Origin of the sequence: Synechococcus sp. H55.7, assembly GCF_047462395.1 — a bacterium.
Taxonomy (GTDB): Bacteria; Cyanobacteriota; Cyanobacteriia; order Thermostichales; family Thermostichaceae; genus Thermostichus.
Genome location: NZ_JANSJD010000014.1, coordinates 18,278 through 32,932, shown reverse-complemented (window position 1 = coordinate 32,932; position 14,655 = coordinate 18,278). Strand labels below are relative to the sequence as shown.

Sequence of the window (14,655 nt, the reverse complement as noted above, 5' to 3'; positions counted from 1 at the left end):
TCCATGAACACCAGAAGGACGCACCCATCAGGCTATCCCTGGTGGTCGGGTAATGCTCGCTTGATGAACCTCTCCAATACTTTTATTGTGGCGCATGTGGCTCATGCGGCTTTGATCATGGCTTGGGCAGGGGTCTTCACCCTGTTTGAGCTGGCCAAGTTCTCGCCAGAGCGGCCCCTATACGAGCAAGGGCTGATTTTGCTGCCCCACCTGGCCACGTTGGGATGGGGGGTCGGCAGCGGCGGCCAGATCGTCAATACCTTTCCCTACGTGGCCATTGCCGCCATTCACCTGGTGGCTGCGGGCGTGTTGGCTTGGGGGGCCTACTTCCACCAAACCCGACTTCCCCCCAGCTTAGATATGGAATTTGGCAGGGCCGCCAAGTTTCACTTTGCTTGGGATGATGCCAAAACATTGGGGGTAATTTTGGGGCACCACCTGCTGGTTTTGGGCTTGGGATCCCTGTTGTTGGTGGCCAAGGCAATGCTATTTGGGGGGCTGTACGATGCCAATAGCGATCAGGTACGCCTGGTTACGGCTCCAACTTTGGATTTTGCCACCCTTTGGGACTACCGCACCCATTTGTTCGATGTCAACAATTTGGAAGACTTGGTGGGGGGCCATATTTATGTGGCAGCTCTTCTCTTGCTGGGAGGGGTGTGGCACATTTTGGTTCCGCCGTTTGAGTGGGTTAAAGCTCGCTTTCTTTTCTCGGCAGACGGGATCCTCTCCTACTCTCTATTTGGCATTGCTCTGGCCGGCTTTGCGGCCTCTTATTATTGTGGGTTTAACTCGCTGGCCTACCCGGTGGAGTTTTATGGCCCCACCCTAGAGCTGAAATCCGCGTTCACCCCTTACTACTTCGATCCAAATCAAACCGGAGCGTGGAACTATTCCTCGAGGGTTTGGCTGGCCAATGCCCACTTCTATTTGGCCTTCTTTTTCCTCCAGGGATCCCTGTGGCATTTTCAGCGAGCTATGGGCTTTGATGTTGGCAAAATGCTGCAGTCGTGGCAACAGGGCCGGCAGGAAATGACCTCTCAAGGGGTATATCAGGTTCAATTTCAGTGCCGACCTCAGCCCAACTTTGCAATTTTTTACGATCCTCCCTTTGCCGATCCAGAGCCTTTATCTGTATCTCCGGGGGATGTCTATTGGTATCAGCCGCCCAGAGCCCGCAGCTTCAGCTCTCCATCGCTGATCAACGGTGTTCGGCAAACTCTCTATGAAGTGAACTACACCCTCAGAAGGTGGATCTTCTACGAGCCTGCCAGAGGGAAAAGTACTTTCAATCGTTCTAACTTGAAGGCAGGCTATGGTTCGCCTAGGCCGGAGACCGATTTCTCGAAGTTTGCTCGACCCCTGCCCAAAGTCTTCTACGAGCCCGGCAAGGTACAGGCTTAACCTGTGGCCAGCCGTGATAGAACAGCTTGCTGGCTGATCCCCGGCTCCTCTCTCCTCTTTTGGGAGAGGGGCTGAAGCGCCTCAATCTTCTTGAAAAGACTATACAGTTTTTTCCGACTCAAGAACCGGTGTAGAGCCATAGGGGCAAGCCCGAGGTGCTCACTTCAAACTGCAAACGCGCCAGAGCTTCTGCTGCCGGCAGAAACCGAGACCAGCCTCTGCGCCGGGGGAGCAGATCGTAGAATTTGGCATCTGTCGGCAACCCCGCCAGCTCTGCCGCCAAGAGGCGAGCATCCTCTTCCGTGCCCAAGCGATCCACCACGCCTAGGTGGAGGGCCTGCTCTCCACTGAAAATGCGGCCATCGGCAAAAGTCCTGACCACATTCAAACTCAACTTGCGGGCAGCAGCAACCGTCTGCACAAACTGACCGTAGGTGATATCGATCAACTCTTGCAAGATGTTTCGCTCTTCTGGGGTCAGCTCGCGATCAAACGAGAGAATATCTTTGTAGGGGCCAGACTTGATCACTTTAAATGAAATCCCCACTTTATCCAAAAGACGCTCGATATTATTGCCTCGAATGATCACGCCGATGCTGCCGGTGATGGTTCCTGGGTTGGCGACGATTTTTTCCGCTCCCATGGCGATATAAACCCCCCCAGAGGCGGCAATGTTGCCAAAGCTGGCAACAATACGGGTGCCTTTTTGTTCCCGCAAACGCAAGAGAGCACTGTAGATTTCTTGGGAGTCGGCCACTGTTCCGCCGGGGCTATCGATGCGGAGCACTAGAGCAGGGAGCTGTTTTTCTTCCACCTCTTTTAGGGCTTTGAGAACGCGCTCGCGGGCTTTGCCATCAATGGCCCCTGCCACCTCGATGCGACCAATTTGCCGACGCAAACCACCCCAGAATAATCGCTTCAGCATAGACAAGAACTGGATTGGGATAAGTACATATTTGTATCATGAATGGCGGCTCGTGGCCCGGTCAACCGGTCGCTTAGACGCTGCCATACACCGGGATCACCGCGCCCCTCAGATCCCGCGCCGCTTCCGAGACCAAAAAAGCGATCACCTGCCCAATGGACTCCGGCTTTACCCACCGCTCGGCTTGCGCGGATCCCATGGCGGCGCGGTTGGCCGGCGTGTCGATGATGCTGGGCAGAATGACGTTGGCGGTGATGTCGGTGCCTTGGGTCTCGGCGGCAATGGTGCGGGTCAGAGCCACCACCCCTGCTTTGGAAGCGCAGTAGGCCGCCAATTGCGAGCCCGGCTCCACTGCGCCGCGGGATCCCACCGTTACAATCCGCCCATAGCCCTGCTGCCACATCTTGCGCAGGCTGTGCTTGCAAGCTAGGAAAGTGGTGGTGAGGTTGAGGTCAAAGTCGCGCCGCCAGTCTGCCAAGCTGTACTCGTGGGTGGGGCCCATGGCAAAGCCGCCCACCAGGTGGATCAGCCCATCTACGCGGGGCAGGTCGGCAATGGCGCGGGCAACCGCCGCCTCGTCCAACAAATCCACTTGCACAAAGCGCACCCGATCCAGAGCACTGGCCGGCAGGCGCTGCCGCAGCACGGCTAGCTCCTCCTCCTGTCGGTAGGTCAGGGTCAGCTCTGCCCCGCTGGCCAGCACTACGGGAACCACCCCCAACCCCAGCCCGCCGGTGCCACCGGTTACAAGAATCTGTTTGCCTTGGTTGTCGAGCATAGGTTCGCCCTTAAAAAGCCTTTCCTCAAGCCAAAAAGCGCTGGGCATCCAGCCACCGTCTTTTCCCACCCTACCGCGATTCTTATTCCTCTTGAGGGGCAGCCTTGGGCGCTTTCTCCAGCAGTAGGTCGCTCAAGGCCAGCCAGTGGGGCAGATCCAGCTCTTCGGCGCGGGCATCGGGGCTGAGGCGGAGCTGAGCCAACGCTGCTGCGACCGCCTCTCGCTCCACCAAGCTCCCCAGGGCATTGGTGAGCTTCTTGCGGCGGGTGGAGAACCCTTGGCGAAGGAGTTGGTGAAACCAGCGGGGATCCCGAGCAGGGGTGGGGGCGGGGCGGGGGGTGAGGCGAATCACAGCGGATTCCACCTTGGGGGCCGGCTGGAAAGCGGTGGGAGGCACTTTACAGATCAGCTCGCAATCGGCCAGATAGCGCGTCCGCAGGCTCAGGGCACCGTAGGCTTTGCTGCCGGGGCCAGCCTGAAGGCGCTCGGCCAGCTCTTTTTGCACCAAGAGGACGATGCGCTCGAACTGTCTGACCGGCTGGGCCGGGGATCCCAGCACTTTCTCCAGAATCGGGCCGGTGAGGTTGTAGGGGATGTTGGCCACCAGCAGGCGGGGCTGAGGCGGGAGCGGCAGGCGAAGAAAATCTCCTTCCACCAGGTGAAAACGCGGCTGGTCGGCAAACCGTTTTTGCAGCAGCCGGCACAGATCCCGGTCGATCTCCACCGCCACCACCTGGACGCCCTGGGCCAGCAATCGCTGCGTCAACTGCCCGGTGCCGGGGCCGATCTCCAGCACCCAAATGGGATCTGCGCCTGCCTGAGAGCCATCCAGGTGGGCAGCCCGCACAATGGCTGCGTGGACAGCGGGATCCTTGAGCCAATGCTGACCAAACCGTTTGCGAGGATGGGGCATAGTTAGGCGAATGATCGAGAAGAAATGGCCGGACGGATCATCGCTGGGCCGGGTGGGGAACAGAAATCAAGGTGGGATCGGTATCCTCAGGTCTATCTTGGGTTGATCCGGCGGCAATTGTCTCTGGGCTTGCATCCCCGCCCAGCAGCGGCCGGCGGTAGAGGGGTACCGTAAAGGTAACGGTGGATCCCAGCCCTTCGCCCAAGCTGTAGAAATTGATCTCCCCCCCCATCGCCTCCACCAGCCGCTGGCTGATGGCCAGGCCCAAGCCCGTTCCCCCATATTGGCGGGTGGTGGAACCATCCACCTGGGTAAAAGCCTGAAACAGCTTTTGCTGCTTTTCCAGCGACACCCCGATGCCGGTGTCGATGACGCGGATGCGGGCCAAACCCGGGTTGCCGGGAAGGATATCCGCCCGCACGGTCACCGAGCCTTTGGGGGTGAACTTGATGGCATTGCCCACCAAATTGAGCATCACCTGCAACAGGCGTTGGTAATCGCCCAAGAGCAAAACCTGATCTGAGGTGGTGGGCAGATGAAAGCTCAGTTGTAGGCCCTTTTGGCTGGCCTGCAGGCTGGTTTTGGCTGCCACATCCTTAAACAAAGCTTGCAGGTCGCAGGGCTGAAACTCCAACTGCATTTTGCCCGCCTCGATCTTGGCGATGTCCAGCACGTCGTTGATCAAGGCCAACAGGTGCAGGGCCGAGCGATAGGCCTCCTGCAAAAAGTCCAGCTCCTCTTCGCGGCTTTCGGCCATCCCGTCCAGCACCAGCTTGATAAAGCCGATGATCCCATTGAGAGGGGTGCGCAGCTCATGGGAAGTATTGGCCAAGAACTGACTTTTCAGTTGGTTGGCCGATTCCGCTTGGGCACGGGCCTGCTCCAGCTCTTTGTTTTTCTGGCGCAGTGTCTGGTTGGCCAACTGTAGGCGGGTGGCCAGTTGGCGGCTTTGATCCAGCAAGATGGCGTGGGCAATCGCCGTGCCCAGATAGGTGGCAATGCTCTGCAGCACCTGGAGGTGGCCGGCCTGCCAAACGGGAACGCCGTTGGGCGGCAGCACTTCCAACCAGAGCAGGCTGTTGGCATAGCCGCGATAGGACATGGCAATGGCCAGACGGCGCTCCATCAGCACCGGCTCTTCCTGCCTCAGGGCCTGCAGCAGATGGGGATAATCCGCCAGTCGCAAGGTCTGGTTCAGCAGCGAGGGATCCCCTGGGTTGCGGCGGTACTCGGCGTTAACCGTGAGGGAATCCTGCCCCACTTCGTAGAGGGCCAGCAGGCAGCGATCCACCCCAAACAATTGCCCCAACTGCTCCACCGTCTGCTGGCACAGCTCGCGAATGTCTAGGGAGTGGCCGATGTTGCGCAGCAACTGGGCCGTGATCCCCTGCACCGGATCAGCCAAGAGGGGATGGGGCTGGGCAGTGGGGCTGCTGGCTCCGCCGGCCAAGTTGAAAGGCGTTGCCCCCAACAGCTTGCCCACCACCGAGACGGCTACCACCGCCCCTTCCATGTCCCGTACCGGGTTGAGGGAGAGATGCAAGTGCAACTTGTAGCGGGGCGAGTTCACCTGACATTGGTAGGAAAGGGGATCCCCAGTCTCAAACACCTGGTTGAGCTGGGCTTCGTACTCCCCGGCGTTGGCCACCTCCCAGATTTGCTGTCCACTCACGATGTGCTGAGGGTGGATGCCATATTTCTCAGCCTCTTCCCAATAAAAACCCCAGAAGCGCCTCTGGCGATCCTGTGTGTAGAAAATCGGAGTGGGTCGAAGCACGCCCATGTGGGAAGAGGCCACCATCGCGTCGGGGAAACACAGGCCCAGAGCTCAGGTTTTCCCTGAGGAGGCTGGGCTGGCGGGATCAGAGGCCGGGCGGGTTAGCGGGGCAGAGTCTTTGCTGAGACGGGCGAAGATCATGCGGCCTGCTGAGGTCTGAATGGCGCTGGTTACCACAACGGAGCGGGTTTTGCCCAAAGAGCGCTGCCCTTCTTCTACCACCACCATGGTGCCGTCCTCCAGATAGCCTACCCCCTGGCCCGGCTCCTTGCCCTCGCGGGTGATCTTGATATCGAAGCTATCGCCGGCAACATAGATGGGCCGCAGCGCCTCGGCCAACTCATGCACATTCAGCACCTTAACCCCCTGCAGAGTCGCCACCTTCTTCAGGTTGTAATCGGTGGTGAGCAGCGTTCCCCCTACAGCTTGGGTAAGGCGCACCAGCTTTTCGTCGACGGTGGTCAGATCGGGATAGTTGGCTTCGTGAATGACGAAGCGCTCAGGATAGGCCTTTCGTAAAGCTTGCAGCGTATCGAGGCCTTTGCGGCCCCGCTCTCGTTTTTGGGCATCGGCCTTGTCGGCGATGGTTTGCAGTTCCGTCAGCACAAAGCGGGGAACCACCAGGGTTCCCTCCAAAAAGCCTGTCTCGATTAACTGGGCCACTCGGCCATCGATGATGGAGCTGGTGTCCAAAACCTTGGCCGTGGCAGCCACCACATTGCCCTCTGCCCAAAGGGCTGCCTGGAGAGCATAGTTGGGGTTCAACAGCCGCAGCAGCGAGGGGCCATGGGTATCGGCCAGGCTGACCCCCAGATAAGCAAAAGCCAAGCTGAAAAAGACCGAAGCCAGCGGCTCGAGAAAGCGGTTGAGTTGAGGGGGCAGCGGCAACAAATATACAGGAGCCATGGCCAAGTTGGCGATCACCAAACCAATCACCAGCCCCACCGAGCGGCTGATCAACACGTCCGGCGGCAGGGAACGCACATTGGCCTCGAAGCGACGGTAGCTCCAGCGCACCAGGGATCCCAGGGCCAGCCCTGCCAGCACGCCGAAGCCGCTGGTGACGACGCGGGCTCCCTCCACATTGGCCCCCTGAATGGCGGCAGGAGGGAGCAGATCCAGGCCATAAAACCCAAGGCCAGCCCCGGCCAACATGAAGATCGCGATCAGTAAAGCGTCTAGCATAAAGAATAAAGACAGCCCTGCTGAGTGGGTAACGCTGCTGGGAATAGGCAAATCCGCTTCCTATTCTAGTCGTCTGGTGTTGGATGGATCCGGACAACCAGACTAGCCCTCTCCCCGCAAGATTCAGACTATGTTGAAATCATAGCGATCCCTGGCTGCCTTGAGGGGGCTGGGGGGAAATCGCTACAATCCAAACTCGATGAGGCTGAAAGCAACCATGGCACAAGCACTGGAACTCAATAGCGCGAACGTCGAGAAAGTCCTAGACGAGCTGCGCCCTTACTTGATGGCCGATGGGGGCAATGTGGAGTTGGTGGAAATCGACGGCCCCGTGGTCAAGCTGCGCCTGCAGGGGGCCTGCGGTGCCTGCCCCAGTTCCACCCTGACCCTGAAAATGGGCATTGAGCGCAAGTTGCGGGAGAGCATCCCCGACATCCTAGAAGTGGAGCAGGTGTTCTGAGGATTCTGCCGCTTCTGGTCTGTTATCCTGGTTCCCTGAGGCAGCAGGCCTGTCCGTCGCCCTGATCCTCTGCCTCTTGGCTTTTCTTCCTTCTTTACCTGCACGCCAGCCCATGCCTGTTCTCCTCTCCATCGCCATTCTCGCCCTGCTGATCCTGGTGCATGAGGCAGGCCATTTTGCGGCGGCCAAGTTACAAGGGATCCACGTCAACCGCTTCTCGCTGGGGTTTGGCCCGGTGCTGTGGCGCTACCAAGGTAAGGAGACAGAGTACGCCATTCGCGCCCTGCCGCTGGGGGGCTATGTGGGCTTTCCCGACGAGGACGAGCGTTCCCCCTACCCGCCCGATGACCCGGATCTGCTGAAGAACCGTCCTGTGTTGGATCGCCTGGTGGTGATGAGTGCCGGGGTGATGGCCAACCTGATCTTTGCCTATCTGGTGCTGGTGTTGATGTTTGCCTCGGTGGGCATCCCATCGGTGGCGCGCATCCATCCCGGCATCCTCATCCCTCAGGTGATGCCGGATAGCCCGGCGGAGCGGGCCGGCCTGCAGGCGGAAGATGTGGTGTTGCGGGCAGCCGACCACGACTACAGCGCCATCGCCGACGAGACGGCGGCCTTGGCAGCCCTGAACGATTTTCAGGCGCTGATCCGCAGCAGCGAGAACCAGCCCGTTGCCCTAAAGGTGCAGCGCGGGGCAGGGGATCCCTTCCAGTTGACGGTGATCCCGGAGCTGCGGGGGGAGACGGTGGCCATTGGGGTGACCTTAGCGCCCAACCAGGAGCTGACCTTGCGCCCCGCCCGGAACCTGGCCGAGATCTTCACAGAGGCTGGAAACGCCTACCAGCGGGTGGTGATGCTGAATGTAAACGGTTTGCGGCAGTTGGTTGAGAATTTTCAAAGCACGGCCACACAGGTCTCCGGCCCGGTGGGGATCGTCAAGATCGGCGCGGATCTGGCGCGGGATGATGCTGCCAGCTTGTTTAATTTCACCGCTTTGATCAGCATCAACCTGGCTTTTCTCAACCTGTTGCCTCTGCCCGCTTTGGATGGGGGGCACATCGCCTTTTTGATCCTGGAAGGGATCCGCGGCAAACGGCTGCCCAAGGAGCTAGAAGACCGGGTGATGCAGACAGGCCTGGTGTTGTTGCTGGGCTTGGGGGTGGTGCTGATCTTCAAAGACACCCTCGCCATCGTTACCGGGTCGGGCTAGGGAAAGATGGCCAGCAAACGGGCCTTGCGCCAGCGCGCTTTGGAGATCCTGATCCGGCTGAAGCGCCACTACCCCAACTCCACTTGTGCCCTCCACTACCAAACGCCGCTGCAACTGCTGGTGGCCACCATTTTGTCTGCCCAGTGTACCGATGAGCGGGTTAACCAGGTCACCCCAGAGCTGTTCCGCCGTTTCCCGGATGCCCAAGCGCTGGCAGCAGCCCCGCGGGAGGAGATCGAGGCCCTCATCCATTCCACCGGCTTCTATCGCAACAAGGCCAAACACATTCAGGAAGCCTGCCGCAAGATCCTGAGGGATTTTGGCGGTCAAGTGCCCCGCACCATGCCGGAGCTGCTCACCCTACCCGGTGTAGCGCGTAAGACGGCCAATGTGGTGCTGGCCCACGCTTTTGGCGTCAATGCCGGGGTTACTGTCGATACCCATGTCAAGCGCCTCAGCCGCCGCCTCGGCCTTACCGAGCACGAGGATCCCGTGCGCATCGAAAAGGATCTGATGCAGTTGTTGCCACAAGCGGATTGGGAAAATTGGTCCATTCGCCTGATCGACCATGGGCGGGCCATTTGCACCGCCCGCAAACCCCTCTGCGAGCAGTGTTTTTTGGCCGACCTTTGCCCCAGCGCCCCTCTCTCGGACGGGAAGACGGACAAAGAAGCAGCGACAGCCGTCCAGACCTGAGCGCCTGGCAGCAGGGATCCGGTTTTTGGGCTTCCCCTCGCCCTAGAATAGGCTGCATGGACGATCAACCGACTAGAGTGACACCTGTTTTGGTTATTGCCGGGCTGACGGGATCCGGGAAAACCCTGGCCATCCAGCAACTGGAACAACTGGGCTACACCGGCCTGGAAGGGATCCCGCCTGGCCAGGTGATCCCTTTGGTGGAGGCGATGCGGCCCCACCACACTGCTTTGGCCCTCAGTTTGAATCTCCACGCCCAGGAGTACCGGGATCAGGTTCCCACCCTGGCTGCCTGGGTGCAATCGCAAGGGATCCCTTTTCTCTTTCTGGAGGCTCGCCCCCTGGTATTGCTCAACCGTCTCAGCGCCCACCGCCGCCCCCACCCCCACCACCCTGGCGGTGGCCTGTTGGAAGCCATTGAGCAGGAAGTGCGCGATCTGGCTCCGCTGCGAGAGCGCTGCACCCACTGGTTGGATACCTCCGACCTCAATGCCCAGCAACTGCGGCAGCAATTGCAAGCTCTGGCCCACGGGATCCCGCAGCCGCTCAACCTGCGGCTGGTCAGCTTCGGCTTCAAGTACGGCGCCCCCCCCGATGCCAACTTGCTCTTCGATGTGCGCTTTTTGCCCAACCCCTTCTTTCAGCCCCACCTGCGCCACCTGACCGGCCAGGATCCGCCCCTGCAGGAGTTCCTGTTTGCCGATCCGGTTACCCAATCCACCTACCAGCACATCGTTTCCCTGATCCAGGCCTTTTGGCCCCACTACCGGGCAGAACGTCGCCCCCACCTAAGTGTGGCCATCGGCTGTACCGGCGGCCAACACCGCTCGGTGGCCCTGGTGGAGCGCCTGGCGCAAGATTTGCGACCTTGGACCGTCCCTGCTGGCAACCCTGCCCTGCCTGCCCTGAACATCCAGGTGCAGCACCGCCATTTGCTGGATTCGCAGCGGGAGCTGGAGGCCCGCTTCGGAGCGCCACCCCCTGACGCTGGCGTAGAACAGCAACAGGTTAGGATCCCTTTGGCCGGCGTTTCTGTACCTCCCCATGGCTAAGCCCAGCAACAAGTCCCTCACTTGGGGTATGCGCCGCCGCAAGACTGCTTGGCCGGGCAGTGGCTGGAAATGGCTCTTTCCCGGTCTGGCCGTTAAGCGCTGGCTCACCCTGGCCGTAGGGGGTGTGCTGCTGATGGTGCTGGGCATCGCCATCTGGACGGAATTGACCCCCATCTTTCGCCTGAAGCGGCTGATCGACATCACCCTGCGCCTGATCACCACCTGGATCCCCAACAACATCAGCGGCCCCTTGGTAACTGGGATCGGCCTGGTGATGGTGGTGCTGGGCTTTCGCAGCGCCATGCGCTCCATCGAAGATGTGCTGATCCCAGAGGGGGATGAGGCGCTGGTGGATAAGCTGCTGTCGCGGCGGCGCCTCAGCCGTGGCCCCCGCATCGTGGTGCTGGGGGGCGGCACCGGCCTCTCCAACCTGCTGCGGGGCCTGAAGCGCTACAGCTCTAACATTACCGCCATCGTCACCGTGGCCGATGACGGGGGATCCTCAGGGCGCCTGCGACGGGAGATCGGCGTGTTGCCCCCCGGCGACATCCGCAACTGCCTCACCGCCTTGGCCAACGAAGAAAAGTTGCTCACGGAGCTGTTCCAGTACCGCTTCCAGGCGGGGGAGGGGCTGAGCGGGCACAGCTTCGGCAACCTCTTCATCACCGCCCTCACCGCCGTAACCGGGGGCGACCTGATCCGGGCCATCACCGCCACCTCGCAAGTCTTGGCCATTCAGGGACGGGTGCTGCCGGCCACGCTGGCGGATGTCACCCTCTGGGCGGAGTTGAGCGATGGCCGCCGCGTGGTGGGGGAGTCCAACATCGCCAAAGCCGGAGGACGCATCTATCGGATTGGCTGTGATCCCCCCAACCCGCCGGCCCTGCCGGAAGTCATCGAGGCCATTGAGGCGGCAGAGTTTGTGGTGCTGGGGCCGGGCAGCCTCTACACCAGCATTATTCCTAACCTGTTGGTACCGGAAATTGTGGAAGCTCTGGCCAAAAATATGGCGCCCCACATCTACGTGTGCAACATCATGACCGAGCCGGGGGAAACCGACGGCTATACCGTTGGGGATCACGTCATGGCTTTGGATCGGGTGGCGGGCGTGCGCCTATTTGACGGCGTGCTGGTGCAGCGGGAGCCGCCTTCCCCACGGGCTCTGGAGCATTACCGCCGCAGCGGCTCCGAGTTTGTGATGTTGGATCCTGACAAACTGGCCTACCTGGGCTGCCGCGCCGTTTTGGCCAACGTCATGCAAGAAGATCCGCAGACCGGCTTGGTGCGCCACAACCCCGAGCGCTTGGCGGCAATGCTGATGCGCTGGTTCGACAGGCACCGATAGGACACTCCGGAGAAGCATCAGCGCTGGCGGGAATAAGGTCGGGGATAGGGGCGGCGCATCTGGCGAGCCAAGTACACCTGAAAGGTTTGTGCCACCACGCCCGCCCGCTGTAGCGGGATCTCTGCCACCGGTTCAATTTGTTCAAAATGGTTGCCGTAGGTGGCCGCGATCCCCGCCCTTGGCTGAAACAGCTTGGAGGTAACCAACAGCCCATTTTTTCCCAGCCAATCTTCAGGTTGCGACCAAAAGGCAAAGCCGCGCAGATCTTCATCCAGGCAGGTGAGGGGCTTATCCGTCAGCGGCGCCAAGGCCATGCCGATCTGGCCGCCCAAAAAGTAGGCGTTGGTGAAAATGAAATCCGCCTCGGCAAGAGCCTGGGCCAAGCGGGGATCCGTCTGCAACTGCCGCCGCAACTGTTCAATTGCAATCAACTGAGTCGAGGGATCCCGTTCCACCGGCCACAGGCCCAGCCCACCGGGAGCCTGGAGAAGGCCGTAGCGCACATGGGCCAGCCCCACCCCCACCAACAGGCCCACCGCCACCGCCGTTCCCGCCAAGAGCCGCTTCGCTCCTGGCCACCTTTCCCAACGGGATCCCAAAAGTAAGCTCAGCACCCAAAACCCCGGCATGGGCCAGGTGGGCAAAATGGGCCGATAGCCCCCCATCAAGGTAAAAGCCAGCACCAGCGGCAGCCCACAGGCCAGGATTAGAAGATGCTTCAGCTCCTGATCCGTGAGGCGTCTTCCCTGAAAAAGCGCCAGCCCCACCCGCCCACCCTCAGCCAAGCTCAGCCCCAGCAAAGGGATCCCCAAGGTCGGGAAAAGATAAAAAAGTTCCTCCAGCACCGTCAGCCCCAGCTCTTGCAGTTGATACCCTGCCTCCGGCACCGCTCGCCCCCCCTGGAAGCGAAAGGAGACCCAATCCTGCTGGGCGTTCCAGATCAGCACCGGGCTGAAGGCCGCCAAGAACCCCAGCACTGCCAAGAGCGCCCATCCCGACCTGAGGGCGCAGCGGTGGGCCGGGCTGAGCAGACAAAAGAGCACCAGGCCAAACCCCAACGCCAGGCCGTGGTATTTGCCCAGGCAGGCCAGCCCCATCAATAGCCCCATCAGCGCCAGCCGCGGCCCCGGTCGGTAGCGAGCTGCCCCATAGGCCCCCAATTTCCCCTCTGCCAAGGGAGCCGGAAAAAACTCCCGGGCAGCCACCCACAGGGTTGCCGCCGTAAAAAACATCAGCGGGCTATCCGGCAGGGTCAGCACCCCAAACCCAATCCAGAAAATGGGCGCGATGCTGATGGTTGCCAGGGTGATCAGCCCCGCCTGCAGCGAAAAAAGCCGCGCCGCCGTGAGGTAAAGCAACAGGGAAGAGCCAGTGTAGGCCAGCAGGGATCCCAGTCGAATCGAAAAAGCCGACACCTGCCCCGTCAAAACAGGCCCCAAGCCCGTTGTCCAGGCCACCAGCGGCGGATGGTCAAAATAGCTCCAGTCCAGATGGCGAGTGTAGAGGTAGTAGTAGGCCTCGTCAAAGCCCGGCGGCAACAGAGCAGCCACCCAGCAGCGCAGAAGCAGGCCCAACCCCAAAATCCACAGAGCAGCTTTCGGCACCACAGGGGATCCCTTTAAGCGCGTGGACAGGTGTTATTGTCTCAGCTTTGGCCGGGCTTGTCCCCAAAAACCCAAGTGGGGGCTCAGAATAGGCTAAGCCTAAGACGTTGCCTCCGGCAGCCTTACCGGACACCCCAAAAGCTGGCCCAATTGCTCCGCCTCCGCCCTTGCCTTGCCATTGTCATAACCGAAACTGAGATGCAACAAAGGCTCTCCCGATGCCAGCTCCACCTTCACCGAAAAATAACTATCGCCATCGGAATCTGTTGACCTCTCAACTACAACTTGCTGAACATCTCTGAAGGAATAAGTTTTCCGCCCCCTTACACCAAAGGGAGTGAGGTACTCCACCAGGATCTGGTTGAGGGAGCGGTCAAAGGTCAGCCGACGCCTCTTCCTACTTAAAGCGAGTATTAGCGATAGAACCCCCACTCCTGCTGGAGCCAGAGCAGCGACACCCAAGAAATCCTCTAAGACAAAACCATCGCCATCGCCGGCCACCAAGAGCTGGCTCTCTGCACTCATCCGAAACGATTGGATCTTGGTTGCCAGTTGCCGAGCCTTGCTCTCGCTCGCGGTTGACCAAGCTTTTGTTTCTCCTGCAGGAGTTATGAGAGTGACGTAGTAAGCTTTATAGGTTATCTCGTCTCCCTCAGAATTCCTTAGAGTTTGAATTTCAGTTTTGGTTCCGGCTCCCCTTACGTCATAATAAAACTCGATCTGTTTTGGTAAAGGCAGCAGTGGCTGGAAGACCACTTCACAGTTGACCGTATCCTGATCAAGCCGATAGCACGTGAAGCGCCGATCCCCCTGAGAAAGCCCAATAGGTATGATAATTGGGGACGAAAAAAGCAATATTATAAAGGCAGCACCGACAGCCCCAGAAACTACAGGCTCTAGATAAACACGCTTGCCGGGAATTTGCTCCACGCATCTCATAGAACTCAGCTCCGTTGACCCTTTTGTGGTTGCCCTCATTATTGCTTGTCAATGTAGCATCTGTCAGTATTTGAGAATACGAAGCTGTTCGGATATCAGCAGAATCACTTATGTTAGCCTATTCAAATCCAATGGCAATGAAATGGTCTATCACATCGATCTCCAACTCACCTCTTCCAAAAAGGGAGCGACTGAGGAGTGTCTTAATCTGGTTTGAAATAACTACACTCTCAAAAGCTGTGAGGTGGCGTTGTTGCCACGCAGCGCTGACATAGCAGTAGGATGGACGCCAAACTAGCGGTGGTGTCTGGTAGGGGTTGTGGTGGAAGTCAGATCTAGGGCTGGGCTACGGCGAGCTGAGCCCAAA

The 14,655-nt window shown here is 59.7% G+C and carries 12 protein-coding genes and 1 pseudogene; 6 read left to right on the top strand and 7 right to left on the bottom strand.

Features of this window, described 5'->3' with window-relative positions:
- Positions 1 to 3 precede the first annotated feature (3 nt).
- Positions 4 to 990, top strand: a pseudogene (locus NW851_RS08395) (chlorophyll a/b binding light-harvesting protein); the annotation flags it as partial.
- A gap of 532 nt (positions 991 to 1,522) precedes the next feature.
- On the opposite strand, the gene sppA reads toward NW851_RS08395, so the two are convergent.
- The 5 genes from sppA to NW851_RS08370 form a co-directional block, all read right to left on the bottom strand.
- Positions 1,523 to 2,329 carry a signal peptide peptidase SppA gene (gene sppA / locus NW851_RS08390; protein ID WP_414335107.1) on the bottom strand — a complete coding sequence of 269 codons (807 nt, stop codon included), beginning with the start codon at positions 2,327 to 2,329 and terminating at the stop codon, positions 1,523 to 1,525.
- A 73-nt stretch (positions 2,330 to 2,402) separates the two neighbouring features.
- Positions 2,403 to 3,107: a 3-oxoacyl-ACP reductase FabG gene (gene fabG, locus NW851_RS08385; protein WP_414335108.1), complete on the bottom strand. Its 705-nt coding sequence runs from the start codon at positions 3,105 to 3,107 to the stop codon at positions 2,403 to 2,405.
- A gap of 82 nt (positions 3,108 to 3,189) precedes the next feature.
- Entirely contained in the window at positions 3,190 to 4,020 is an 831-nt protein-coding gene (rsmA, locus tag NW851_RS08380; RefSeq protein WP_414335109.1) for a 16S rRNA (adenine(1518)-N(6)/adenine(1519)-N(6))-dimethyltransferase RsmA, read from the bottom strand.
- Positions 4,021 to 4,057: 37 nt separating this feature from the next.
- The gene (locus NW851_RS08375) at positions 4,058 to 5,821 is read right to left on the bottom strand and encodes a sensor histidine kinase (protein WP_414337768.1); all 1,764 of its coding nucleotides are present in this window, start codon (positions 5,819 to 5,821) and stop codon (positions 4,058 to 4,060) included.
- A 27-nt stretch (positions 5,822 to 5,848) separates the two neighbouring features.
- Positions 5,849 to 6,982, bottom strand: a complete 1,134-nt coding sequence (locus NW851_RS08370) for a PIN/TRAM domain-containing protein (RefSeq protein WP_414335111.1) — start codon at positions 6,980 to 6,982, stop codon at positions 5,849 to 5,851.
- A gap of 217 nt (positions 6,983 to 7,199) precedes the next feature.
- Between NW851_RS08370 and NW851_RS08365 the strand changes: the two genes are divergently transcribed.
- From NW851_RS08365 to NW851_RS08345, 5 genes are all read left to right on the top strand, one after another.
- Positions 7,200 to 7,442 carry a NifU family protein gene (locus NW851_RS08365; RefSeq protein ID WP_414335112.1) on the top strand — a complete coding sequence of 81 codons (243 nt, stop codon included), beginning with the start codon at positions 7,200 to 7,202 and terminating at the stop codon, positions 7,440 to 7,442.
- 112 nt (positions 7,443 to 7,554) lie between these two features.
- Positions 7,555 to 8,652, top strand: coding sequence for an RIP metalloprotease RseP (rseP, locus tag NW851_RS08360; protein WP_414335113.1), 1,098 nt, complete (start codon positions 7,555 to 7,557; stop codon positions 8,650 to 8,652).
- 6 nt (positions 8,653 to 8,658) lie between these two features.
- Positions 8,659 to 9,348 carry an endonuclease III gene (nth, locus tag NW851_RS08355; protein ID WP_414335114.1) on the top strand — a complete coding sequence of 230 codons (690 nt, stop codon included), beginning with the start codon at positions 8,659 to 8,661 and terminating at the stop codon, positions 9,346 to 9,348.
- 77 nt (positions 9,349 to 9,425) lie between these two features.
- The gene (gene rapZ, locus NW851_RS08350; protein WP_414335115.1) at positions 9,426 to 10,400 is read left to right on the top strand and encodes an RNase adapter RapZ; all 975 of its coding nucleotides are present in this window, start codon (positions 9,426 to 9,428) and stop codon (positions 10,398 to 10,400) included.
- 28 nt (positions 10,401 to 10,428) lie between these two features.
- Positions 10,429 to 11,745, top strand: a complete 1,317-nt coding sequence (locus NW851_RS08345) for a gluconeogenesis factor YvcK family protein (RefSeq protein WP_414335119.1) — start codon at positions 10,429 to 10,431, stop codon at positions 11,743 to 11,745.
- A 17-nt stretch (positions 11,746 to 11,762) separates the two neighbouring features.
- Here NW851_RS08345 and NW851_RS08340 read toward each other — a convergent pair whose 3' ends face one another.
- The gene (locus NW851_RS08340; protein ID WP_414337763.1) at positions 11,763 to 13,349 is read right to left on the bottom strand and encodes a glycosyltransferase family 39 protein; all 1,587 of its coding nucleotides are present in this window, start codon (positions 13,347 to 13,349) and stop codon (positions 11,763 to 11,765) included.
- A gap of 99 nt (positions 13,350 to 13,448) precedes the next feature.
- Entirely contained in the window at positions 13,449 to 14,288 is an 840-nt protein-coding gene (locus NW851_RS08335) for a hypothetical protein (protein ID WP_414337760.1), read from the bottom strand.
- Between the last annotated feature and the right edge of the window lie 367 nt (positions 14,289 to 14,655).

Excerpts from the sequence above, each read along its gene's own strand:
- NW851_RS08365 (WP_414335112.1), top strand. The coding sequence starts at position 7,200 with ATGGCACAAGCACTGGAACTCAATAGCGCGAACGTCGAGAAAGTCCTA.
- fabG (WP_414335108.1), bottom strand. The coding sequence starts at position 3,107 with ATGCTCGACAACCAAGGCAAACAGATTCTTGTAACCGGTGGCACCGGC.
- rseP (WP_414335113.1), top strand. The coding sequence starts at position 7,555 with ATGCCTGTTCTCCTCTCCATCGCCATTCTCGCCCTGCTGATCCTGGTG.
- rsmA (WP_414335109.1), bottom strand. The coding sequence starts at position 4,020 with ATGCCCCATCCTCGCAAACGGTTTGGTCAGCATTGGCTCAAGGATCCC.
- NW851_RS08375 (WP_414337768.1), bottom strand. The coding sequence starts at position 5,821 with ATGGTGGCCTCTTCCCACATGGGCGTGCTTCGACCCACTCCGATTTTC.
- NW851_RS08370 (WP_414335111.1), bottom strand. The coding sequence starts at position 6,982 with ATGCTAGACGCTTTACTGATCGCGATCTTCATGTTGGCCGGGGCTGGC.
- sppA (WP_414335107.1), bottom strand. The coding sequence starts at position 2,329 with ATGCTGAAGCGATTATTCTGGGGTGGTTTGCGTCGGCAAATTGGTCGC.
- NW851_RS08345 (WP_414335119.1), top strand. The coding sequence starts at position 10,429 with ATGCGCCGCCGCAAGACTGCTTGGCCGGGCAGTGGCTGGAAATGGCTC.
- NW851_RS08335 (WP_414337760.1), bottom strand. The coding sequence starts at position 14,288 with ATGAGATGCGTGGAGCAAATTCCCGGCAAGCGTGTTTATCTAGAGCCT.
- nth (WP_414335114.1), top strand. The coding sequence starts at position 8,659 with ATGGCCAGCAAACGGGCCTTGCGCCAGCGCGCTTTGGAGATCCTGATC.